This is a genomic window from Caulobacter sp. LARHSG274 (genome assembly GCF_052871235.1).
Map to the genome: position 1 here is coordinate 23,503 of NZ_JBIXJO010000023.1, position 23,455 is coordinate 46,957.

The following is a 23,455-nucleotide window of genomic DNA, read 5'->3' on the forward strand; positions in this document are numbered from 1 at the left end:
TGCTTGGCGCTTGGATTGACGCTCGTATCGGGCGTCGCGGCCGGCGCCGCGACACGCGATTGCGCCATTGACGAGGGCGCGACCTTCGAGAAATCACGGGCGGATCAGTCGGACGAGGGGCTAGGCGTCGCGATCGAGCAGGGTGTGACTTCGCGACGCGGCGATCTGATCTCGACCTCACTTCCAGGTGGGAGCATCAATCTTGACAGCGATACGGCCCGCGTCAGCCTTACCGCGCCGAGCCTAAAACGAACCTATCTGGCGCTTTTCCTGTCCGATAAGACGCAGTACGCCTGCGCGAAGATCTTCGTGCGCCTGGCCTATGTGCATGAGTTACCGCCGTCCAAGGCCGATGGCGCGCCCTACAAGTTGGTGGAAGTTTCCAATCGCGCCTCTGGAAGCGGACCAGGGTCGCAGCGGCGGATCTTTGCCGTCGATGAGAAGACGCTGCAATTGCGATCCCCGGTGATGCAAGGCCCCTTCGCCCTTCTGCGCCTGGACCTGTCGGACGATGGTCAGGACACGGTGTATTACATCAAGGACGCGGCGAAATCATTCAGGGCCGATCCCAACGCCTATGAGTTCGCGCTGCAACGCGAGATTCTCGCGAAGTTACGCCAAAGGATCATTCAGGCGTCCGACGCCGCCTACAACGCCAATCACGAAGCCATCTCGCTAGCCGATGACGACCAGCGTTTTGTCGACACCTTCAGCAAATTGCCGCCCAACTACCGGGCGATTCACCGGATGATTGTCGGCTCCGAACTTGGCCTCGATGTCGACGCACTGAAGCCGCGAACGGGCCGGAACGCGCGCTCGATCTTCGCACCCGCCGATGCGGTGATCCTCAATAGCGGCCTTAGTTTCGGTCCTTATCAGATCGACTTCGATCAGGGACGCTGGGAGCTGCCGCTGGTCCTGAAGGAATTGAACGGCCATTTCGCGGCCAAGGCGCCGGTGCTGTCGAGCGGGGCCATTGAGAACCTCCGAGGTTGCTTCTACACGCAATCCTGTCCGGGCGGCGACAAACCAACGGGCGCCAAGGGCATTCGGCGCTACGGCGTCGATGACATGCTCGGCTACGAAGACTTCCTGCCCTACATGACCGAGTACCTGCAAAGCCCCCGTGGCCAGAAGCTCGTCTATGCCTTTCACCAATGGTTCCTGATGCAGGCCTCGGCTTGCAGGGATGCAGCCGAAACCAGCTTCGACGGCCTGGCCGACAAACAACGGCTCTCATTGCTGTTCGTGGACGGATTCAACCAGCATGGCGCTCGCATAGCGATCGATGGATCACGCGGGCGAGGCGCGTTCCAGCCCTGCCTGGAGGGCAGCAATATGGGATTTGCCGACCTGGCCGAATGCGTGGGCGCGCGCCGCGCGGCGATGACTGGCCGATCACTGGTCCACTACCAAAGCGGTCGAGGCGCATGGGTCGAGAAGGGGTTGGCGAGCTACAAGCCCAGCGATGGGACTGCGCCGATCCTGCCTTCGAACTCCGACCCGGAAATCGCCGAGTTGATTGGCGTCGTGCGCCAGTTGGCCGGCGCGCCCGACGACCTCAGCGGCACATGCGGAACCTATGCCCGCCGCCTGCAGCCCATGGTGGGCGCTTATCTTCGAAGAGCCAATCCGTGAGATGCCGGCACCCTGAATTGAGGCATCCCGGGCGCGCGGTGCCAGACCAGAAGCCAGGGATCACATGGTCCTACCCCGGAGAAACGATGCGCAACGTCCTCGCTCTCAAGGCCGGACTACTCGGCCTTGCTCTCATCATCGCCACGCCTGCGCCAGCGGCCGCCTTGCCCTGCATCATGTTTTGCAAGCCCAAGAAGGACAAGGCAAAGGCGCCGGAGACACCGAAGGACGCCGCGGCTCAGGCGCTGGCGGCCGAGGATTTCGGCATCTCCTCGCCAACGCCCATGCCGCCCATTTCGCCGGATCAATACTACTTCCGCGTGGTGATCGATCCCAAGATCGACACCGCAGCGATGGACGCCATAGACAAGAGCACCAACAATCGCTGGCGGCGTTTGGGCTTCAAGGACGTTACGGGCTTCACCGTCGTCCCCGTGATCGTCCTGCAGCAAAATGGCGCGGCGATCGCCACGACGACGCCAGAACCGATTATCGCCGTGGGCGTGGACACCAGCGTGGCCGCGACGGCGACCCAGCCCTTCTCGTCGCGGACCGTCAGACGGTACACGACGGGATGGACGCTTTTAGGCCCCAATCAGTCCGTCAGCCTGCAATTGACGGAGGTCGCCAGAACCGATGCGGAGTGGCGGGGTCTGCAGATGTCGCTTGGCCCGATCACCGATGTCATCAGTCAGTTTACGCCCATCAGCGTTCCGACCGCCGCCCCAGCGGCCATCGATACGGTTCTCAACAAGGTCTTTGGGACCGCCGCGCCCGGCGCGCGAGCCTCTTCGGCTCCCATCAACTTTGATCCGCTCGGCAGCGGTGTCTACGCCTACAACGTCGATTTTCGCGATATTTCGTCGACGGCCAATAGTGTGTTTGGCCATGCGACGGTGACCATGGAGTTTCGCAAATCGCTCGGCGCCTCGACGATCTGGTCGCAGGGGGTGCCGCCCGGCGAGCCCACCCCATCGGTGCTGACGCCTGGGCCGATCAGCGCGATGACCCTGGTGTCGCCGCCCAATCCAACCGCCACCCTAGCTTCGACCGACGCATGGACCGCTCTGCAGGACGCGGCCAACACCGCCCAGCCGGTCGCGACGCGGTTCGTGACCAGCTGCGAGACCTTCAAGGCGGCGGCGCGGACCCGAGCCGGCTTGACACGGCTGGATGCCAATATGGCGACGCTCGAAGCCTTGGCGGGAACCATCTGGTCCCAGCGGCCCGATTTCGTTGGCGGCCAATGCTTTACCGCCAATGACCGCGCCAGCCTGAAAGCCTCGGGACATCCGGTCCCGGATCCGATTGTCGAGGGCGGCGCGCTGCAGTTGTCCAACGAGGATCTCAATCTGCTGGGAGCCTATCTTCGCAAGGCGTCCAAGCCGAACCTGCCGCTCGATCAGGCTCAATACGACAAACTCGTTCGCGACGGCGTGGCGCCGAGTTTGATCTTCTGGCCCCAGGCTCCCGGTCTGGAACTTGCCTATGAACAGGTGGCCGCGGACAAGGCGCTCGCCGATCTTCGAAGCGTCAATGTCGATCGGTTCTGTTGCTTTGCGACCGTCATGATCATCGACGGCGACAAACCCCCCGTTCCCTCCTCCGCGAAACGGCGAATGCTGCTGCTGGTCGCGCCGGCCGGCGGGGGCGAGCCGCTTTTCTACGAGACCGAACTTTCCACCACGCAGATATCGGTGACGAGGCTGGGATCGGTGTCGATCTCTTCGGCGAGCGCGGACAGGACCAAGGAGGGCAAAGCCGCCATCTGCAAGGGAGCAAAGGAGCCGCCCCCGGCCTATCTTGCCTGTCCCGTAGCGAGCGCCGGGGCACAGTAGATTCGGCCTCCCGCGCACCTTGCGCGAGCTCGGCTCATGGCGGCCAGCACGGATCTTGCCGGGGACGAGTTTTCAATACGATGGCTTGCGGGCAAGTTCTGGGGGCCTGTGCCCGCGCGTCATTCAACATGACAATCAGCATACCGATATTCGTTGAACGCTGGTTGTTAAGATTGACAGGCCGCTACGTCACACACCCTATAGTTGGCATGTGTGGCTCAACCGATCACCGCGAGAGTCCGTGCAGGGCCTCTCAAGTGATCGAGGATCTCACCAATTTGGCGGCGCCCGTTCGCAGACGATGGCGCTGAGCCAGGTGAGCAGTGGCGTTGCTTCGCAGACAGTCGGGAGATTCTGGCAGCCTCGGGCGACCGAGCAAGGGGGGACAATATGGTGACTAGGCGAACGATGCTGGGTGCGGCGGGGCTGCTCGCGAGCGCTGTGCCCATAGGCGCCATGGCGCAGGATGACCTGGACGGCGATGTCGAAATGGACATCGAATCTTCGGCGCTGCAGGAGATCCTGGAAGTCGAAGATATCAAGAAGACCAAGCCGCTGTTTGATCAGCGCGCGATCGTCAATTTACCAAATCTGCCAAGCGATGAGGCTCAGGCAAAGGCCATCATCTCCCAAGGCCAGAACTACGCCACGCCGGCGGCTACGGCGGCCACGACTCTGGCCGCGACCAAACAAAAGTACTGGCGCCTTCCGGCCGCCCAGCAAATTGCGCCCGCCTGGGCGACCGCGGCTCACAATACCGATTATCGACATCTTGCCGGGCTGACCGCGCCCGAAACCTTCGACCTCTCGGCGGGCGTTCTGCAGACACTCGCGGATCGCAACGCCTTCGTCTTTTCGGGAGCCCGGCCGGTGAGGGTCGTCGGGCTGCGCGGTCTCGTCCTCGCCGACGGCTCACAGGAAGCAGGTTGGGCGCAATCGCATTCCGTCAAATTGTCGACCCCTGACCACTTGAACCCGAGGTGTTTGATCGGCCTTTGGCACCCGTCGGACGGCGCGATCAGACTGTTTAGCGGATCGACCGTGCCCCAGGTCGCCAATATGTTCTGTTCGTTGGCCACCAAGGGCTGGGGCACCAGCCTCCTGCCTTGTGGGTACTATCGTTTCAACGCCGGCACGCACAAAGCCGCCTCCCCTCGCCCTCAACCGGGTGCGCTGCGCAATAGCGGCACCTATATCGTTCTGCGGACGACCTCCGATCTCACCTATGACCCGTTCGATAAGAACGAGGTCTGGACGTTCGGGGCCGCGCACAACATCCATGCCGCCGGCCCTGGGCTCAGAAACCCAAGGTTCGACTCTTCGGGATGCCAGGTCATTCTTGGCGGCTATTCGGCCGACAGGACCACATCCTACGGGCCGTGGAAATCCTTTCAAAACGCCGCGGGACTGGCCGCCGCCGACGGCAAGGTGGTGGGACCGCTGCCGGCCGACTTTTACGAGTACATGCTCTTGACGGGTCTGGAGGCCAGCCTCGCGGCGGCGGGCGGCGCGGGGTTCGCCGACTATCGCCGCCTTCGTCCAGGTAGCCGAGGCCCCCGGGTCCAGACCATGACCCAGCAGCTGATCATCGATGTGCCCAGGCTCTTCGACACAGATCTAGCGCCTTCCAGCGTCTTCAACGGCACCGTCGCCTTCGCGGTCCTGGTTCAACAAAAGCTCAAAAGCCAGGAGAAGGAATATGTCGCTCCGATCATGGTCGGCTGACCCAATTTCGCGCCTTTGCGCCATCACGCTGGCCTTGGCGGTCGGCGTTGGCGCGACGGGGGCTCTGGCGCAGGATGATGATGGCGAGCAGCTGTTGTCGTCCTCGTCAGGCCCTAAGAACCTGGCGCTCATCATCGGGAACTCCGACTACAACCACGATGGCGCGACAGAGCCCTTCAACAACCCACCGCCAGGGTTCCTCACCGACTTGAGGGTGTCGTGCAACGACGCCAAGCTCATCTATGACAGGCTCGTCGCCTCAGGCTGGCCGACCGATACGGGGCAAGAAGCCTCCGCGACGACGCTGCGCTGCAATCTGACTCCCGCCCAAATGGCGACGGAGATCCAGAACTTCTGGGTCAAGATCGATAAGGCTCGGGGCGCCCGGATCGTCTTTTATTTTTCGGGCCATGGCGCGGAGATCAACGGACACAAATATCTGTTTGGTGTTGGCGCTCCCATCGATTTGGCGAGCGCCGCCGACAGGCTTCGGATCTCGAAAACCGACGACAGCTTCTTCAAGGCTTCGGGTTTCGATCTACGAGATCTGTTGGTGAAGATTGGCGAGCAGACCGACAATGCGGTCTTGATCGTGATCGATTCCTGTCGAAATGATCCGCTCTACGCCAAGCTCGACAGTATGAGCGGCGTGAAGCTGCTGGCGCCTTCGGCGACGGCCGACGAGCGCGATGGCGTCATCGTGACCTACGCGACGCGACAAGGCGCGTTTGCCTTCACGCCGCCCAAGCGACGCTACAGCCTCTACTCGGCCGAACTGGCCAGCCACATTCAAAAGGGTCCCAAGTTTGGTGATGTCGTTGACTACGCCAACAGCCAAACATCAGACCTGACGCGCAAATGGGAGCAACCGCAAAAGCCCATCAGATATGGCAGCCTGCACCAACCTCCGCCCTGGTGCATAGGCGAATGCTCTCAGAAAGACCCCGTGCCCGAACCCATTCCCGATGCGGAAGACACCGCGGCGGACGCGCTGCCAGAGCGCGCGCCGCCTCCTGCACAGGCGCCCGAGACGACGTCATCTCTCCGGGTCACGCGGACGTTCGACAGGGTGCCCATAGCGATCCGATACTGGGTGCAGCCGGCCTCATTATTTTCGGGTGAGCCCATCCAGGACGGCGAGGCAACCGCGGCGCAATCGCCTGGCTCGACGGCGAAGATACCCAGCTTGGCACCCGCGCGGCGCCCTAAGGTGATCTACGATTCGCCCAGTGCCTTTTCCCAATCGCCGCAATCGGAGTCCGCGGTGCAGCCTGCGCCCCTGGATCCCATACAGGTAGATATCTATTGGTGCGGAGGGGCCGATACGGGCTCGGAGATTCTTGGGGCCCAGGCTGAGAACTTGGCCGTCGAACTGGGAAACTACGCAACCGGTTCCGAAGCCGCCACGTCGCAGAAGATCATGGGCATCAGGACCCGGTTCCTCTCTTCAGAGGCAAATTCTCGGCCAACTTTCCGTTATACGGATAACGTCGTAATCTATGACGCAGGCGACCGGGCGGAGGTGGAACTGGCCCGCCGAATGGCGAGGCTTTCGCCCGGATTGAAACCCAGAGCCGCCGTAACGCGCACGCCTCGCTCTGTGACCGCTTACTACTGCAAGGCTCCGATTTCCCCTACGCCGACGATTCGCATCTACTTCCAGACGCCGACTAAAGAGCAGAAGCCGGCCACCAAGCTCCTGCGCAACCAAGCCCTGAGCTTGCTCGGCGACCAAGCTGAAAAGCGGGAGGTCGACGTGGAGAAGGACGCCAGTCCAGATGATACGCTGATCAAATATTTTCACCTGGAAGATCGTGACCTCACCTTTCGCTTGGCCGACATCCTAGGTCAGCGCCTTGGCCATGTTGTCGCCGTCAGTTTCCAGGGCGCGACCTACGGCTCGAAGGTCAAGGTTGGCCACGTCGAGGTTTGGATCGGAAAAAAGGAAAGCCTCCCGACGATCAGCCAAAAGGCTGCTGCGGCCATCACCCAAGGGCGAAGCTAGGAGCTTGCTTTAGCCGAGCCAGCAACAGGTTGGTCTTGGCGACGTTTGCCATTCACCTCGCGGCGACGACACCACCTCGATCATGCGATCGCTTCCTGGCCGATCCGGTAGCTCGCAAAGCTCTCGTCGACACATTGAGCCTGGACTTGGTGGATTCGTGGGACTTCGACGGCGCTTTCTGGATCGGCGTTTCCGGTGGAATCTGCCCCCCAGCAGATAGTCCGACCGGCGTCATGATCGGCCAGCTGTCGCAGGTATCGATCGCCCTGCTTGGCAATGTCGCCCAGCCGCTCCTTGCCGCCGCTGGAGTTCTGTCGAGGGACCAGGCCAATCCAGGCCGCCAGGTTGCGTCCGGTCTTGAAGGCCGCAGGATCGGCCACGGCGGCGACCATGGCGCTGGCCAGCAGCGGCCCGACGCCGGGGATTTCCATCAGCCGGCGGCCGACCTCGGTGGCACGGGCGTTGGTGCGGATTAGGCGATCGGTCTCCAGGATCTGAAGGTTCACTAGGCGAAGCTGATCGACCAGCATGGTGAGGCAGATGCGCGCCTCTCCAGGCACGCGAGGATCGGCGCGATCGAGGATCACCGCGATCAGCTTGCCCAGCCCTTCTCGACCGATCGCCGCTGTTAGGCCGAACTCGGCCATGTGACCCCGAATGGCGTTGGAGAACTGGGTGCGTTGGCGTGTCAGAACCAGCCGTGTCCGATGCAGCACCATAACGCCTTGCTGCTCGGGCGACTTTACCGGCACGAACCGCATCGTCGGCCGGGTCACCGCCTCACAGATGGCCTCGGCGTCGGCCATGTCGTTCTTCTGACGCTTCAGATAGAGGAACGCGCCAACCTCCCGAGGACCCGGATCATTCTGACCTCTCCAATTACTCGCGACCACCCCCGCTTCGAAGCCTATGCTTTGCGGAACCGGAGTAGACGCGCCAATCGCGGCTGAGACGAGCCGCCAATTGCTTCCGCGCACCGTGAGCTCTCGCGCCTTTTTTCTTCAACACCTGAGAATGCCTCAAGCCTGGGGCTTTAAGTTGCGGCCCACGCTTGCGTCAATACGCGGTCTACCCGGCGGAGCGCGCCGGCGGTGCGCGGGGCCACGTATTTCCAGGCTTTCACGGGATAGCGAGTACCAGGCGCCACGACGGCAGCGATAGCGTCACCGAGCGCGGTAAGATCGGCCTGAGTGCCGAACTTCACCAGCACTTCGCGACCAAAGTTGGTGTCCTCGGCAAAATGCTTATCGAACCAGTCCTCGGTCGCCTTGCTCGATGGGAGCTCCCCCCGGAACGAAAGCTTGACGGTATCGGCGTCGATCACTTGCAGGAAGATCTGGACGAACCATCCAAACAGGCTCTTGTCGGCGCCGAAGTCACCTCGCCCCCTATCATCGACAATGAAGGTATCGCCTCTCTCCAGATTCTTGATCCGTCTGTCGGCGAAGCCATCGTAGGCGTCGTAGAGCGCCTGCTTGAGCGGGGTCGGGTTGGCGTTGGTCATGGCGGCTATCCGTGAGGCATCGTGAGAGGTGCCCCTTGACTTGGCAACCAGAAGGCGAAGCTTCAAGGTCGGACGCAAGGAGGCATTCTGCAGACCATCTTCCCCCCTGATTTTTTCCGATCCAGCGGCGGCGCTTCCGACGTTTAGACTGGCAGTCAGGTAACTTCACCACACATGGTTGCACGCGCGAGCAATGGCGAGCAGTGTCCAAGCTTGAGCAGAGAGTCCAAAATTGAATGGCTAGACCGTACGCCTCGGAAATGGCGAAGTTAGGAGAGACCTTCGCCTGGGCCGAGTTGGCAGATGTCGGCTCTCTGCGAGCAGCGATCCGAAACGCCGCCCTGTCGTCGCTTCGCGCTATAGGCTCGGGCGGATCCTTAACTGCGGCGCACGCTCTCGCCGGTCTACACCAGCGCTGGACTGGCCGGATCGCGGCGGTTGCCACCCCTCTGGAAGCTTTGGCCGAGCCGCTTGAGCCTGCGATCGCGACCTGGTTGCTCAGCGCCGGCGGCGGAAATGTCGATATTCTTGCGGCCTTCAAGAGCCTCGTCGCTAGGGAGCCACGCCAGCTCGGCGTTTTGTGCGGACGAGCCGGCAGCCCCCTGACTGAACTGGCTCAAGCCCACGCCTATGTCGATCTGCTCCTGTTTGATCCGCCTGCTGGAAAGGATGGATTCCTCGCCACAAATTCGCTTGTGGCTTTCATCGCGCTCCTGACCCGCGCTTATCTTGCGGAGTTCGATCAGCACGGCGCCACGTGGGCCGCTACGGCCGAAGAGCTACGTCCGTTTCTCGATGAGAAATCTGAAACCGTAGCTCGATGGCAAGAGGCAACCGCCCCGCTCTGGTCGCGCCCGACAACGTTGGTGCTACACGGCGCGAGCAGCAGGATCGGCGCGATCGACCTGGAATCGAAGTTCACCGAAGCCGCGCTCGGAAACCTTCAACTCGCCGACTACCGCAACTTCGCCCACGGTCGACATCATTGGCTTGCCAAACGGGGCAGCGAGACGGCGATCCTCGCGTTCCTGACCGATGAGGACCGGACGCTTGCCGAACGAACCCTGGCGCTGGTCCCTTCTGATATCCCGCTGGCGCGCATCGACTTGCCCGGCCCATCACCAGCCGCCGCGCTCGGCAGTTTGGTCGGCGCGCTGCGGATCACCGGTTGGGCTGGGGAGGCGCGCGGAATCGACCCCGGGCGCCCGGGCGTGCCGTTATTTGGCCGAAAGCTATACAATCTGCCACTAGGCCGGCAAGGCACAGGTCGGGTCGCCAACCTGTCGGACACCGCCGCCGCCGCGATCACCCGGAAATCAGGTCTCTCGATCTCTGTGCTCAGCGGCGATCACCAGCTCGAATATTGGCAGCCTGCCCTCAAGAGATTTGAAGCCCGGCTGCGGAAAGCCCAGTTCGCAGGAGTGGTTCTCGACTACGACGGCACGCTGGTTGACGCCCGCCGACGGTTCTTTACGCCGATACCGGAGATCGTGGCGGAACTGTCCAGGCTCTCTGAAGCTGGTGCCCAGATCGCCATCGCCACGGGTCGAGGGGGATCGGTTCGCAGAGACCTCCAAGCCGTGCTTCCGGAGCGGCTTTGGCCAAACTTCCTAGTCGGGTACTACAATGGTGCTGAAATCGCCGCCCTTGATGTCGATGATGCGCCCGACGCGACCTCGTCTGTCTGCGAGGCGCTCGTTCCACTCGCTGCAGCGCTTCGCGCACAGCCGGAACTCGCCCTAAGCGCCGATCAGACTGATCGCCCCTACCAGATCACCTTGGAGGCCAGGCGACCCTTGCCGGAAAATCGGCTTTGGGACCTCGCCAAACAGGTGATCATCATGACCGGTGACCAAGGCGCAAGGGTCACCCGGTCCAGTCACTCCGTCGATATCGTCGCTCCCGGCGTTTCGAAACGCAGCGTTCTGGATCGTCTACGCGCCGTCTCAGGCCCGGGGCCGTACCTCACGATCGGCGACCGGGGGCGCTGGCCCGGAAACGACTATGAGCTCTTGCATGAAGCGCACGCGCTCAGCGTCGATGAAGTCAGTTTGAACCCAGAAACCTGTTGGAACCTCGCGCCTCCCGGCCAGCGTGGAATTGAGGTCACGCTGGATTACCTCCGGCGCCTGACACCCATCGATGGTCGACTGCGGTTCGATTTCAAGGGTCCGAGATGAACCAGGCTCTTGCGCTCAATACGCTCAGCCAAATTATGGACTGGGATGACGATCGCGCCCGTCAGGAGTTCGATTGGCTCCGACTGATGGCCCGATTGAAATACGATGGATATCGCGACTTTCAGGCCGGCATGCGTTTTATCGAAAGCCTTGCGACCTGGTTGCAGCAGTTCGACAAATCTGAGCGCGAAACGGCATACGCCTTCGTGAGGAACGATCTTGTCTACGTCGGGCCAAGCGAAATGCAGCGTCTGGTCGAGCAATTCTACCCCCGCGTTGTCCGAGACAGAATTCTGCAAACGACGGCCTCGGAACGACACATCCCGCCCTATCGGGTTTTGGCTGATCCGGGCGCGCTGGCCGCTGCCGAGGACCTCCGGCGCAAAACGCTTTTCATGGGCCTGTCGGATGGTGCCCGCATTGACATCGTGCGACACGCCAACGTCGGCATACTCACCAACGAGCAGCTCGTGGTGGCAACACAGGTCGACGCAGACAAATGGCAGGACCTCCTCGCCTCGTTACGCGAGGAATTGAAGGATCCCGAGGCACGGTTCAGGCTCGTCTATCTGATCGACGACTTCGTCGGCACCGGCACCTCCTTCCTCCGGTTCGACAGCGTCAAACAGAAGTGGAAGGGCAAGCTGCTGAAGTTCAAAGCCGCTGTCGACGCCGCCAATGCAAGCTTGAACGGGGATAACCTATTCGCCCCCGATTGGGAGCTGTGCGTTCACCATTACATCGGCACCGCCGCAGCTGCCGTGGCGCTTGAAGAACGGCAAGCGAACGCTCAGATCGCACTTGCTGGCGAGGGATGGACCCAGGCGGTGCATTTTTCGTACGGCACGGTTCTACCGACAGATCTCCCCATCGACGCGGTTGTGGGGCGTCAAGACAATTTTCTAGCGCTGACGCGCACCTATTATGATCCCGCCATACGCACCGCTCACACGGATGTAGGCGGCGCTGACCACCTGGGCCTCGGGTACGGCGGCTGCGCCCTTCCGCTCGTACTGGACCATAATACGCCAAATAATTCGGTCGCTTTGCTTTGGGCGGAAACCGATGGCGGTGGCGTCGCGCCAGATGCGACGCCGGCCATGCGACCTCTCTTCCGTCGCCGTCAACGACACGCTTAAAGAGGCTCGATGGCAAATCCCTTTGAGAAGCGCGCGACAGAATATCTTCGTGATGACGAGGCCTTTCTCGCGGTCGTGACACCAGAGCCCCTGGCGACCTTCTTTCAAAAGCCGGCCGTCGAGGGGCGCCTCTACGACCGTTTGACGATGATCATCGGAACGCCGGGCAGCGGGAAGACGACCCTCGCCAGGCTATTCCAATATTCGACGCTGCGGGCGTTGCTGCGCAATCGAGGTCTCACGACTTCCAAACCATTGATCGACACGCTGACAGCTTGTGGAGCGATATCGGACGATCGGCCGACGCTCGTCGGAGGGCGGTTGGCCCTTGAGGGCGAATATCGCGAGTTCTGGGAGTTTCCCTACCCTGAGGAATTGAAGACCGGCTTGATGGTCGCCCTTCTTCAGGCCCGCGCGGTCCTTGCCTGGCTACGAAACTTCATCGCAGCCGGCGTTTCGCTCGACGACGTGGAGATCGTGCCGCGGGCTGACGCGGACGCCGCGTTGACCGCCATCGGGGGCATTCACGGTCCCGACCTTCTTACCCGAGCGCGAGAGGTAGAGCTGGCAATCTATCGCATCTCGGCGGCGCTCATGCCGCCTGACGCTGCGGACATCGACAGCGAGGCGGCCGCCGCCTACAGGCCGCTGGATGTGATTGAGGCGTTTCGAATCCGTGAGGGGGAAGACGTTTTCGACTTGCGCCCGCTCGTGATCTTCGACGACGCACACAGCCTTCATCCCACTCAACTCGCAGCATTGAAACGCTGGCTCGCACGGCGTGAACTCAAGGTTGGGCGTTGGATTCTGACACGCCTTGATGCCTTGACGCCCGCAGACGTCCTGGGCGACCTCGGCGAAGAGGCAGAACCCGAGGAACCAGGCCTGAAGCGGGCGCGGGAGATCACAGACATCTGGCTTCAAAGCCACGCCGAGCGCTCAAGCCAGCGACGCGCCTTCCGGAAAATGGCCAAGGACATGTCGTCGCGGTACCTGCGACAGATGGAGGTCTTTAACAGGCGCGGCCTGCACAGCCTTGGCGACCTATTGTCCACCGAACCGGAAATCGTGGCGGAGGGCAAGCGCGCCAAGCTTGCCGCCCTAGTCGACACGCTTCAGCGAAAGCACGCGATATCCGCCGGGAGGCGAGCCGATCTCGAGGCCGAGGTCGATTCCTATCTCAGCACGGCGGGCGAGGATGGCGAGGATGTCCGGCTAGCGATGCTGAACATTCTCATGAGCCGCTACGCCAAGCGCATTCCACAGCGTAGCCTTTTCGATGACGGGGCCGTAGACGCCGAACCCAGCAAACCAATCACAGCCGACGCTGGCGTCGCAGAGGGCGCGCGCATTCATCTGCTGCATCGGCAGGAACGCCCGATCTATTTCGGTATCGATCCCCTGTGCGACGCCAGCTCCGAAAACGCCGAGCAGTTCCTTCAACTTGCGGCGCGCCTTGTGTCGCAGTCGGAAACCCAACTCATCAGGGCCAAACCACCAACCTTAAAAAGCGGTGCACAGCACAAGCTGCTGCGCGAACGCGCCAGCCAGATTGTGAAGGCGTGGGATTTTCCCCAGCATCAATCGGTACGGCGCCTAGCTGACGCCATGGCGGCTGAATGTGTGAAGAAGAGCCTGGAGGCCAATGCTTCGCTTGGCGGAGGCGCAAACGCCATCGGCATTCTCCAGGAGGAGTTCGAGGCAATCCCCGTTACTCATCCCGACTTGGCGCGCGTGTTGCAGTTCGGAGTGGCCTACAACGCCTTTGCCCTGGTACCCAATCACGGCACCAAAAAGAAGGTCTGGTGCCTGATTGAATTGGGCGGGGCCTTGCTGCTCCATCATGGGCTAACACTCAAGCGGGGCGGCTTTCTAGAACGGCGCACCAGCGATCTCGTCCGCATGCTGGGTGAGGTCTGACAATGGCCGGCAGACGCCGCTGGGACCCTTGTGTCGCCCACCGAGGCGAGGCCGTGGATGGCTTCATCGCGGACTATTTCTCGGGAGCTGATCGCAACGTCTTGTTTGTTGGGGGGGCAGGCTTCGACCCGAGGTCCACCGTGGTGGCCACGCGCATCGCCGCCGTTGCGCCCGCGCTTCGAGCCTTGCTTTTGCAGGAACATCGTCCCAAGCCGCCCCAAAATCTTCTCGATCGCGCAGTCGGCAACGCACAATATCTTGCCGCGACCCTGGTCGGCGCCGTCATCGAGCCCATAGATATTTTCGGAGCCGATGGCGCCGTTATCGGCGGTCGCAACGCTGTCAGCGTCCTGGCCCGGCAAGACTTCACGGATCTCACAGATGTAGTTGTCGATAGCAGCGCCCTCTCTGTCGGGACAAGTTTCCCGCTGATCCGCTATCTCGTGGAGCGGATCGGCCAGGGCAAGGGGCCGGTGAATCTGCATGTCTTCGTGGCGCACGATCCCAACCTCGACGCCTCCATACAGTCCATCGCTGGCGATGCGCCCGGCTATGTTCATGGATTTCGCGGGGGCTCGACCCTCGACGGCGCAGCCTCTGCAGCAAAACTCTGGCTCCCACAGTTAGCAGTACGTCGCAGGGGTGCCCTTACCCGTTTGCATGACTTCGTATCGCCTCACGACACATGCCCAATCCTGCCCTTTCCAGCTACCAATCCGCGCCTCGGCGACGAGCTGGCGGAAGCCTTCCTCACCGAGTTCGAGAGCGCCTGGTCTGTAGACACACGGAATATCGTGTATGCGGCCGAGGACGATCCGCTGGATCTCTATCGCACGATCCTCAGGCTCGACGATCTACGGCGCCCAGTGTTCCAAGAAGTTGGAGGGTCCTCGCTCGTGCTGTCTCCCGTGGGCAGTAAGGTCATGGCGCTGGGAGCCTTGATGGCGGCGCTGGAGCGCGATTTGCCTGTCGCCTATATGGAGGCAATCGGCTACCATTTGGATGGCTCCATCCCCACCGTGACCGAGGCTTCGCACCTCGTCCACGTCTGGCTGGAAGGAGAAGTCTATACGCAGCCTAGACCAAAGCTGCACAGTGAAAGTGGCTCCGCGCGATGACGACCTCGCCTTCCCGCCCACGGGCATTCGGCACCGGTCTGATCGCGCTGGATCTTGTCATGAGCGCCGATCCCGAAATCCCTGTTCGCTCCTGGGCTGGCGGCACCTGCGGCAATGTGTTGTCGATCCTCGCGTACCTTGGATGGGATGCATATCCGATCGGTCGGATGAACGGGGATCCGGCGTCTCAACGCGTTAGATCCGACATGAAGCATTGGGGAGTAAAGCTTGAATTTGCTAGCTGCGCCCCGACATCCCCTACCCCGATTATCATTCAAGAGATCCGCCGAAAAAAAGATGGGACGCCGACCCATAAATTTTCTTGGGCATGCCCACACTGTGGACAGTGGCTACCAAGCTACAAGGCGGTCACTCTCCAGGCGGTAGAGACTGTTGCACCTCGCCTGACAGGTAGCTCAGTGTTCTTCATGGACCGTCTTTCCCGGGCGTCCTTGACGCTTGCTCGGATGGCGGCGTCTGAAGGGGCTGTGGTCTTCTTCGAGCCGTCAGGCAAGTCTGATCCAAAGCTGCTTTCAGAAGCGTTGGCCTTGGCTCATGTGGTCAAGTACGCCGACCAGCGACTCGCTGAAGTCGGCGGGGTAATGGCTGAGACATCGTGTACCGTTGTGGAAGTACAGACCTTAGGGGCTGAAGGATTACGATATCGCCATCGGTTTGGACGCCATGTCTCGGGCTGGCTATCGCTTGATGCCGTGCCGGCGGCCCGCGTCGCCGATACCTGCGGGTCCGGGGACTGGTGCACAGCGGGCTTGATCGCTAAAGCGGCCACCGGTGGACTTGAAGGACTGCGCGCCGGAGGCGTCAACGGCCTAGAAACGGCATTGCGTTACGGTCAGGCGCTCGCAGCTTGGAATTGCGGATTCGAAGGTGCCCGTGGGGGAATGTACGCTATCGATCGCTCGGCGCTAGAATCTCGGATCGCGTCGCTTCTCGCGGGACGACATGAGCCTATCGCGGACTTGCCCCAGCGTAGTATGTCAGGGAAGGTTATCGCCTGCCCAGCCTGTCCGCAGGATGATTTTAAGCCCCGTTCTAAGCACAAGGCTGCTTAACACCTGACTCCACGTCGAACGCTTCGATGATCGAGCAGAGTTTCTAGACCTTTCATATTCAAATCACCGCCGACCGCCGGACCCTACAGCAGTGTCCGCTCACATTGGGCGGACACTGCGTGACATTAGGCAGATATGGCCTGAAGCGTATCGACGATTTCTTCAAAGTGGACTGCGGCTTCTTTTGCCTTAGAGAGGTGCGCGCCCCGCAACCCATCGGAAGAGCCACAGTAGAATATTGGCTTTTTGGCGTCCATTGAGTAAGGGACGAGACTATGTAGATTCGGAATCTGCCCTAGCCTGTAACCTTCGTCATCCCACTTTATGACTTGGCCTATTGGAGCCAGCTTTTCGATAATATTCTCGAGAATGGCTTGCTCGAGATCATTTCCATAAATTTGCCACCCTACCGTCATGCCCGCGGCATTGGATCGAACATTGTGCTGCTGGACAACGTAACCGAGGTAGCTGGGGCGCCCGCGAGGAATAGAAAGTTCGGGATCCGTCCAAGACACGTTGCATTGATCCCACTCCTTCCGCCAAGCAACCAGCTTATTGCCTAAATTTTCGGTGCCTTGGATAGAGAAAAGATCGGGAGCAACCGGTGTTATAAAGTAGTCTGCCGTAGCAAGTATTGCCCGATTTAGGGCACCAAGATTTGGCCCTAGATCAAGCAGAACTAAATCAGCATTTACTTTCGCCGCAGCCCATTTAATATATCGATGAATAGCGGACTGCGCTCTAATCGCGGGTTCGTTTCCGCCTCGCGCGGCACTCCACGTATCGCCAAGCAAATCCTCAAAATCGCTAAGTCTAAGATCTCCAGGAATTATGTAGAGCTTACCTTTCGCGCTGGCTACTGGGCTCGGCGCACGCTGACGGATATCTCCCATACCGCGAGCAACCAACTCGATGCCGCGGTAGATGCTATTGCCTTCGGCCGACCATGCTTTGCGAATCGCAGCATCGCTCAAACTGTACGAGGTGAGATTACACTGACTATCGCCATCGACCATCAAAACAGAGAGGCCGCGCTCGGCAAGAAGGTGCGCTACGTGGTACATATACGTAGTCTTTCCGACACCGCCTTTGTTATTGAAAATAGCAATAGTTTTTACCATTTCGTTCGCCCCGTGATTTCAGCTGACATTACGTCTCCCGATGCGACCCCGCCACAGATAACAAGTTTACCGAGCAGATTTCTCGCATCGATGATCGGTGATCATCGGCTGCATACCCTCCGCTTCGGGAATATGCCCGTCTTGCCAGTTGGCGACGGTCAGTGGCCGCATCGGCTACCGGCCTATGGCCCCTAAGGACGACCTACAAAAATCAGAAAAGCGTCATGGCTCTCGTTAGAGGGAGCCCGACCGCTCCCGTTTTGCCACGGCCAGAAAGCGGACCCTCCCAAGGTCGGCAATGAGTCAGGTTTGCGCATTGCCTGAGACCGTGACGCGCTCAACCTTGCCGCTGCCGGAAAGCAGACCTTTCCCAACTTCCCCGATGAATTCAGACCCAGTCCGAGCCGCGAGCCGTCTATTTCAACCCGGCGGGCCGCGTCAGCGATCGTCACCCGAATGGGCCGAGACCGCGCAGCGGGCTCGGCGGCGGCCGGCGCGGCTTGCCGCGTCCGGCGCCGTAGAGCGCGGTCGCGCGCGCAGCGCGCGAGACGCCCAAGACTGACTTCAGATCTTAAATGACGCCGGGATTGTCGCGATCACTTCGGCGAACAGCCGTTGAGGATCCTCCCCCATCGCCCGCGCCAACGCGATGAACTCCAGAACATCAACACGCCGCTGAGATCTCTCGATTAGCGATATGAACGTCTGATCCCTGCTAACCTTGGCGGCCACCTCAGCCTGAGTCAGGCCCGATCGGCGCCGCGCGGCAATGAGGATTTCGATGAGCTGAGCGTGCGCACCGTCGAAAATGGATTTGGACATGCGCGCCGACCACGGTTTGGACCGGCGAACCAACTATACGGAAAAAGCGCGTATGCAGTTTTTCCGTATTTGAGATTCGTCGCCAACGCGGCGTCGCAGTCGAACGGTTGAGGGGTTCACGATTGCTCGGCGACGAGCAATGCAAAGAAAACTTCTGGATCTTTTCCGAGTGCTCTGCACAGCGCGATGAATTCAACGACGTCGACACGTCGTTGGTGGCGCTCAATCATCGACACGAAACTTTGGCTTTTACCGACTCTCTCGCCAACCATCTTTTGGGTAAGGCGATCTCTCTTTCGGGCTTCAACGAGAAGTTCGACTAGGCGTCTATGCACGCTATCGAAGATCGAGCTTGGCATGGACGCCGACCGATAATTGACCGGCGAACCAGATATACGGAAAATTCGCGTATGCAGTTTTTCCGTATTTCGGTAGGATTCACCCTCGCCCTGCTCGGCATGGGATGAAGTATGCCCCCGCTCAACGCTCAAATCATCGCCCCCGACGACGCCCTGTCCCCCGCCCCGGCGGCCCCGCCCCTGGCCGCTGAGTACCTGCGCCACCGCGCTTGGCTGACCTCGGTGCTGACCCTGCGCTATGGCCGCGAGGACGCCGCCGACATCGCCCAGGACACCTATCTGCGGGTGCACAGCTACGTGCCCTCGGCCCCGATCCGCCGCCCCAAGTCGCTGCTGATGCGCATCGCCCTGAACCTGGCGTCCAACCGCTACCGCAAAGCGGCCTGGGAACGGGCTGCCGATCCCCAGGATCCTTGCCTTGATCGGCGGACCACCGAGGGCGACCAGGACGCGGCGGCCATTTTTGCCGAGATGCTGCTCGCCTTACCGTCAAAGTTGCGCGATGTTTTCGTCCAGGCGCATGTCGAAGGCAAAAGTTACGAGGAGATCGCGCGGACCTGCGGGATCTCGCTGGGCGCGGTGGAAAAGCGAATGAGGCAGGCGATCGCCAGATGCGACGCGTTCATCGGGAGCTAGGCGGATCACGCCATGAGCGATAATCGGACCCGCAACCCCGCCCAGGCCCAGCCCGGCGCGCCGACGCGCGCGGACCAGCAGCGCGCGCGCGAGGAGGCCGCCGCCTGGTACGCCAAGATGCGCGGCCCCAGGATCAGCCACCGCGAGGTGACGGACTTCTACGCCTGGCGCGAGGACGACCTGAACGACGCGGCCTATGGCCGAATCGAGGCTCTGGCCGCCGGGGTGGCCGCCCAGGCCGACGATCCCCGGCTGCAGGCCATCGCCCAGGCGGCCAACGCCCGCCGGGCGCCCCCGGCGCGGCCGGGCTGGATCCGGCGCGGTTCTGGACCGTGGATCGCCGGCCTGGCCGTTGCCGCCGCGGTGGTGGCCGGCGCGGTGATGCTTGGCCAGCCGTTCGGCCAGACCTATCGCACCCAGGTGGGCGAGCGCCGGGTGGTGGCCCTGGCCGACGGCTCGACGATCGCGCTCAACACCGACAGCGTCGTGCGGGTGCGGCTGTCGCGCCAAAGGCGCGCGATCAGCCTGGACAGGGGCCAGGCGCTGTTTTCCGTGGCCCACGACGCTGCGCGCCCGTTCATCGTCACGGCCGGCGACACCGCCGTGCGGGCGGTGGGCACCCGGTTCGAGGTCTACAGGACCGGCGCGGTCGTGCGCGTCACCCTGGCCGAGGGCCAGGTGCAGGTGATCCAGGCCCACGCCCCCGCCCCGACGATGATGCGCGCGGGGACCCGGCTGGACGTGGCCGGCCAGGTCCCGGCCCGACCCGTCGCGGTCGATGTCGCCGCCGCCACCGGCTGGACGGACGGACGGCTGACCTTCCGGGACACCCCGCTGGCCCAGGCGGTGGCCGAGGCCAACCGCTACAGCCGCACGAAGGTGGCGCTGGGCCCCGGCGTCCCGGCCGACGAGCCGGTGACGGCGATCTTCAACGCCGGCGACACCACCGCCTTCGTCGACGGGGTCAGCAGGCTGCTGGACCTTCGGAGCACGACCCGCGCCGACGGGGTGATCGAGCTGACCGGCCTGGACCGGCCCGTCGCGGCGCCGGTCGCGCCGAAGTCCTGATCCCCGCCAGCTCCCAGGCCCAGGCTGTCCGCGCTCCGCGCGGCGAGGGCGCGGTTTCACGCCGGCGCCCGAGGTTCGCCGACCGTCGTCATATTTTTTCACAGGCCGGTAAGGTCAGCCGCCCCCTGGCGGGTCTCCACTATAGGCGCCCCGAGAAAAAGCGTTCGTCACCGTGGCGAACCGGCGCGCCTTTGGGGATGATGACCGTCATGGTTGAGTCGGTTCGCCGGGGCCTGCTGGGCCTTTCCCTTCTGGCCCTGACCGCCGGCCTGGCCGGTCAAGTCCAGGCCGCCCCGGCGCCGTCGGCCCAGGCGCCGTCAGCCCAGCCGCCCGTGGTGGCGGTGCGCACGCCCAAGGGGCCGCTCAAGGACGCCCTGCTGGCCCTGGGCCGCCAGACCGGCGTCCAGATCATCTTCACCAGCCGGGCGGTCGAGGGCCGCCAGGCCCCGGCCCTCGACGGCGCCTTCAGCGTCGAGGCGGCGCTCGCCCGCCTGCTGGCGGGCAGCGACCTGGAGGCGCAACGCGCCGGCCCAAGCGTGCTGGTCATCCGGCCGCGCCCCGGCCTGACCCCGACCTCGGCCATCGCTTCCCCGCCGGACCTGCTGGCTTCGCCCGGCCCCGATTTCATGGCGGCGGCCCCGCCCGTCCAGGCGAGCGACGACGCCACCATGCTGTCGGAGGTCGTGGTCGGCAGCCGCATCCGCGGCGTCAAGGACCGCGCCTCGCCGGTCGTGGTCCTGGGCCGTGAGGAGATCGACCGGGCCGGCTACGCCAGCGTCGCCGAAGCCCTGACGTCCCTGCCCCAGGCCTCGGGCGCAAGCGCCAGCGAGGACAGCCTGGCCACCGGGGCCGATTCCAACTTCAACAACACCCTGCGCGGCACGGGCGTGGACCTGCGGGGCCTAGGCGCGGACGCCACCCTGGTGCTGTTCAACGGCAAGCGCATGGCCGGCGCGGGCCTCTATGGCGACTTCTCCGACATCTCGTCGGTTCCCTACGCGGCCGTCGGCCGGGTCGAGGTGCTGCTGGACGGGGCCTCGGCGCTCTATGGTTCGGACGCGGTCGGCGGGGTGGTCGACATCCGCCTGCGCACGGACCTTGACGGCGGCGAGACCCGGCTGTCGGCCGGGACGGCGACCCAGGGCGGCTATGGGCGGTCTCTGGCCAGCCAGGCGTTCGGCAGGACCTGGTCGGGCGGCCACGTCCTGGCCGCCTACGAATACACCCAGAGCGACGCCTTGCACGGCCTGGACCGGCCCTATACCGGCAATGCGGACCTGCGGTCCCTGGGCGGCGCCGATCGCCGTAGCGTCACCGCCAGCCAACCGGCCAACATCCTGCGGCTCAACGCGGCGGGCGCCTATGTCTCGACCTACGCCGTACCGGCCGGTCAGAACGGCGTGGGCCTGAGGCCCGGCGATTTCATCCTCGGGACGGTCAACGCCCAGAACCAGAAGGCCGCCTATGACGTGATCCCGCGCTCGAGCCGCCACAGCGCGGTGGTCTCGGTCGCTCAATCGGCCGGCCCGGTGGAACTGTCGGGGGATTTCCGCTTCGCCCACCGCCAGATCTTCGCCCGCAACGTGGCCCCGACCACGACCCTGATCCTGACCGCGGCCAATCCCTACTATGTCTCGCCCACCGGCCAGGCCTCCGAGCGCATCGCCTATTCGTTCCTCAACGAGCGCGGCGGGGTGAAGAACTGGGGGACCTCGGAGAGCCTCGGCGCAGCGCTCGGCGCCAAGACCAAGCTGGGCGCGGACTGGACCGCCGACCTGTCGGGCACCTACGCCCAGGAGCTGGGGATCAGCCGCACCCGCGGCCAGATCAACACGACCCGCCTCAGCGAGGCGGCGGGCCTGGCCCCCGACAATCCGCTGACCTCGTTCAGCGCCGCCCGGGACGGCTTTTTCAATCCCTATGTCGGGGCGGGCTATTCCAACCCGGCCGCCGTGCTCGACTTCATCCTGTCGGGCTGGGACCTGACCAAGACCCGCAGCCAATTCAAGTCGGCCAACCTGGATTTCGAGGGCCCGCTCCTGCGCTTGCCGGGCGGGACGCTGCGGCTGGCGGTCGGCGGCCAGGTCCGCCGCGAGGCGGTGCGTACGGGCGGCGCGCGCCTGTTGTCGGGTTCCACGGCCGTCGAAAAGGCTGCGACCCGCTTCAGCCGCGAGGTCAGGGCCGTCTATGCCGAGCTCAACGCGCCCCTGGTCGGTCCTGACAACGCCCTGCCCGGGGTCGAGCGCCTGGAGCTGTCGCTGGCCGGACGGATCGAGGACTATGACGACACCGGCTCGACCCAAAATCCCAAGGTCGGACTGATCTGGGCGCCCAGCACGAGCCTGACCTTCAAGGCCAGCTACGGCACGTCGTTCCGGGCGCCGTCGCTCTATGAGCTGCACCTGCCCTATACGATCACCCCGATCCCGGTGACCTATCAGGGCGGTCTGCTGCCGGCTCTGGTCTATCAAGGCGGCAATCCGGACCTGAAGCCAGAGACCGCCGCCTCCTGGACGGCGGGCCTCAGCTACAGGCCGGCCGCCGCCCCCGACCTGACCGTCGGCCTCAATGTCTACCGGACCGTGTTCAAGAACCGGGTCGGCCAGCCGGTGGTGATCAACCAGGCCCTGACCCCGGACGAATACGCCGCCTTCCGCACCCGCGTCAGTCCGGCGACCAACCCCGCCGACCGCGCCAAGGTGCTGGCGGTGATCGCCGACCCCAACGCCTCGGGAACCAGCGCCTACGACATCGACACCTATGGGGCGATCATCGACGCCCGCGAGGTCAATACCGGCCGTCTCGAGGTCGAGGGCCTGGACGCCACGGCCGCGTACAAGACCACCCTGCGCGGCCACCCATTGGTCCTCAACGCCAGCCTGTCATGGCTGACCCGCTACAGGCGCAAGCTGACCCCGACCTCGGCGCGCACCGAACTGGCCGGCCAGGCCGGCTATCCGGCCGACCTGCGCGGCCGGGTCTCGGCGACCTGGAGCCGTGGCCCGGTGTCGGTGACCACCGGGCTCAACCATGTCGGCGACAGCTACGCCGACACCGGCCGGCGCATCCATCCCTGGACGACCTTCGACCTGCAGGGGCGCTGGCAGGGCACGATCCTGGCGGTCGACGGCCTGGCGATGACCTTGAACGTTCAGAACCTGTTCGACCAGGACCCGCCCTTCTACGACAACCCGCTGGCGGTCGGCTACGACCCGGTCAACGCCGACCCGCTCGGCCGCGTGGTCAGCCTGACCCTGACCAAGGCCTGGTAGCCGCCCCCGCCCCAAACACCCCTTCCCGTCTGGAGAC

Annotated in this window: 16 protein-coding genes and 1 pseudogene; 12 read left to right on the forward strand and 5 right to left on the reverse strand. The window is 63.1% G+C overall.

From position 1 onward, the window contains the following. Window positions 1-15: 15 nt before the first annotated feature. The 4 genes from ACIPQB_RS23465 to ACIPQB_RS23480 all read left to right on the forward strand — a co-directional run bounded on the left by ACIPQB_RS23465 (window position 16) and on the right by ACIPQB_RS23480 (window position 7,206). On the forward strand, window positions 16-1,638 hold the full coding sequence (locus ACIPQB_RS23465) for a hypothetical protein (protein ID WP_446487663.1): 1,623 nt from the start codon (window positions 16-18) through the stop codon (window positions 1,636-1,638). An 86-nt stretch (window positions 1,639-1,724) separates the two neighbouring features. Next, window positions 1,725-3,476: a hypothetical protein gene (locus ACIPQB_RS23470; protein ID WP_446487664.1), complete on the forward strand. Its 1,752-nt coding sequence runs from the start codon at window positions 1,725-1,727 to the stop codon at window positions 3,474-3,476. Window positions 3,477-3,932: 456 nt separating this feature from the next. After that, window positions 3,933-5,201, forward strand: coding sequence for a hypothetical protein (locus ACIPQB_RS23475; RefSeq protein WP_446487665.1), 1,269 nt, complete (start codon window positions 3,933-3,935; stop codon window positions 5,199-5,201). Then, complete coding sequence (locus tag ACIPQB_RS23480) at window positions 5,176-7,206, forward strand: caspase family protein (RefSeq protein WP_446487666.1); 2,031 nt, start codon at window positions 5,176-5,178, stop codon at window positions 7,204-7,206. Before ACIPQB_RS23475 ends, ACIPQB_RS23480 begins: the two co-directional genes overlap by 26 nt. Before the next feature lie 242 nt (window positions 7,207-7,448). Here the strand turns inward: ACIPQB_RS23480 and ACIPQB_RS23485 are convergent. Then, window positions 7,449-8,036, reverse strand: a pseudogene (locus ACIPQB_RS23485) (IS110 family transposase); the annotation flags it as partial. 203 nt (window positions 8,037-8,239) lie between these two features. Next, window positions 8,240-8,710, reverse strand: coding sequence for a hypothetical protein (locus ACIPQB_RS23490; RefSeq protein ID WP_446487667.1), 471 nt, complete (start codon window positions 8,708-8,710; stop codon window positions 8,240-8,242). Window positions 8,711-9,168: 458 nt separating this feature from the next. Between ACIPQB_RS23490 and ACIPQB_RS23495 the strand changes: the two genes are divergently transcribed. Genes ACIPQB_RS23495 through ACIPQB_RS23515 form a run of 5 tightly spaced genes read left to right on the forward strand, consistent with a single transcriptional unit; the run spans window position 9,169 to window position 16,140 of the window. Beyond that, window positions 9,169-10,890: an HAD hydrolase family protein gene (locus ACIPQB_RS23495; RefSeq protein ID WP_446487668.1), complete on the forward strand. Its 1,722-nt coding sequence runs from the start codon at window positions 9,169-9,171 to the stop codon at window positions 10,888-10,890. Continuing rightward, window positions 10,887-12,029, forward strand: coding sequence for a phosphoribosyltransferase-like protein (locus tag ACIPQB_RS23500; RefSeq protein WP_446487669.1), 1,143 nt, complete (start codon window positions 10,887-10,889; stop codon window positions 12,027-12,029). The genes ACIPQB_RS23495 and ACIPQB_RS23500 overlap by 4 nt, the downstream gene beginning before the upstream one ends. A 9-nt stretch (window positions 12,030-12,038) precedes the next feature. After that, window positions 12,039-13,949: a hypothetical protein gene (locus ACIPQB_RS23505; protein ID WP_446487670.1), complete on the forward strand. Its 1,911-nt coding sequence runs from the start codon at window positions 12,039-12,041 to the stop codon at window positions 13,947-13,949. 53 nt (window positions 13,950-14,002) lie between these two features. Next, entirely contained in the window at window positions 14,003-15,067 is a 1,065-nt protein-coding gene (locus ACIPQB_RS23510; RefSeq protein ID WP_446487671.1) for a hypothetical protein, read from the forward strand. A 59-nt stretch (window positions 15,068-15,126) separates the two neighbouring features. After that, window positions 15,127-16,140, forward strand: coding sequence for a PfkB family carbohydrate kinase (locus ACIPQB_RS23515; RefSeq protein ID WP_446487672.1), 1,014 nt, complete (start codon window positions 15,127-15,129; stop codon window positions 16,138-16,140). Between the two features lie 125 nt (window positions 16,141-16,265). Here ACIPQB_RS23515 and ACIPQB_RS23520 read toward each other — a convergent pair whose 3' ends face one another. From ACIPQB_RS23520 to ACIPQB_RS23530, 3 genes are all read right to left on the reverse strand, one after another. Beyond that, window positions 16,266-17,261 (reverse strand): ParA family protein, encoded by a 996-nt coding sequence (locus ACIPQB_RS23520; protein WP_446487673.1) that lies wholly within the window; start codon window positions 17,259-17,261, stop codon window positions 16,266-16,268. A gap of 564 nt (window positions 17,262-17,825) precedes the next feature. Continuing rightward, window positions 17,826-18,083, reverse strand: a complete 258-nt coding sequence (locus ACIPQB_RS23525) for a helix-turn-helix domain-containing protein (protein WP_446487674.1) — start codon at window positions 18,081-18,083, stop codon at window positions 17,826-17,828. Between the two features lie 116 nt (window positions 18,084-18,199). Next, window positions 18,200-18,442 (reverse strand): helix-turn-helix domain-containing protein, encoded by a 243-nt coding sequence (locus tag ACIPQB_RS23530; RefSeq protein ID WP_446487690.1) that lies wholly within the window; start codon window positions 18,440-18,442, stop codon window positions 18,200-18,202. Between the two features lie 111 nt (window positions 18,443-18,553). On the opposite strand from ACIPQB_RS23530, the gene ACIPQB_RS23535 reads away from it, so the two are divergent. From ACIPQB_RS23535 to ACIPQB_RS23545, 3 genes are all read left to right on the forward strand, one after another. Then, window positions 18,554-19,078: an RNA polymerase sigma factor gene (locus ACIPQB_RS23535; RefSeq protein WP_446487675.1), complete on the forward strand. Its 525-nt coding sequence runs from the start codon at window positions 18,554-18,556 to the stop codon at window positions 19,076-19,078. A 12-nt stretch (window positions 19,079-19,090) separates the two neighbouring features. Continuing rightward, window positions 19,091-20,146, forward strand: a complete 1,056-nt coding sequence (locus tag ACIPQB_RS23540) for a FecR family protein (protein ID WP_446487676.1) — start codon at window positions 19,091-19,093, stop codon at window positions 20,144-20,146. Between the two features lie 209 nt (window positions 20,147-20,355). Continuing rightward, window positions 20,356-23,418, forward strand: coding sequence for a TonB-dependent receptor domain-containing protein (locus tag ACIPQB_RS23545; protein ID WP_446487677.1), 3,063 nt, complete (start codon window positions 20,356-20,358; stop codon window positions 23,416-23,418). The last annotated feature ends 37 nt before the right edge of the window (window positions 23,419-23,455 follow it).

Coding starts and splice junctions, on each gene's coding strand:
- ACIPQB_RS23475 (WP_446487665.1), top strand. CDS start 3,933: ATGGCGCAGGATGACCTGGACGGCGATGTCGAAATGGACATCGAATCT.
- ACIPQB_RS23470 (WP_446487664.1), top strand. CDS start 1,725: ATGCGCAACGTCCTCGCTCTCAAGGCCGGACTACTCGGCCTTGCTCTC.
- ACIPQB_RS23520 (WP_446487673.1), bottom strand. CDS start 17,261: ATGGTAAAAACTATTGCTATTTTCAATAACAAAGGCGGTGTCGGAAAG.
- ACIPQB_RS23535 (WP_446487675.1), top strand. CDS start 18,554: ATGCCCCCGCTCAACGCTCAAATCATCGCCCCCGACGACGCCCTGTCC.
- ACIPQB_RS23540 (WP_446487676.1), top strand. CDS start 19,091: ATGAGCGATAATCGGACCCGCAACCCCGCCCAGGCCCAGCCCGGCGCG.
- ACIPQB_RS23500 (WP_446487669.1), top strand. CDS start 10,887: ATGAACCAGGCTCTTGCGCTCAATACGCTCAGCCAAATTATGGACTGG.
- ACIPQB_RS23505 (WP_446487670.1), top strand. CDS start 12,039: ATGGCAAATCCCTTTGAGAAGCGCGCGACAGAATATCTTCGTGATGAC.
- ACIPQB_RS23490 (WP_446487667.1), bottom strand. CDS start 8,710: ATGACCAACGCCAACCCGACCCCGCTCAAGCAGGCGCTCTACGACGCC.
- ACIPQB_RS23515 (WP_446487672.1), top strand. CDS start 15,127: ATGAGCGCCGATCCCGAAATCCCTGTTCGCTCCTGGGCTGGCGGCACC.
- ACIPQB_RS23480 (WP_446487666.1), top strand. CDS start 5,176: ATGTCGCTCCGATCATGGTCGGCTGACCCAATTTCGCGCCTTTGCGCC.
- ACIPQB_RS23545 (WP_446487677.1), top strand. CDS start 20,356: ATGGTTGAGTCGGTTCGCCGGGGCCTGCTGGGCCTTTCCCTTCTGGCC.
- ACIPQB_RS23525 (WP_446487674.1), bottom strand. CDS start 18,083: ATGTCCAAATCCATTTTCGACGGTGCGCACGCTCAGCTCATCGAAATC.
- ACIPQB_RS23530 (WP_446487690.1), bottom strand. CDS start 18,442: ATGCCAAGCTCGATCTTCGATAGCGTGCATAGACGCCTAGTCGAACTT.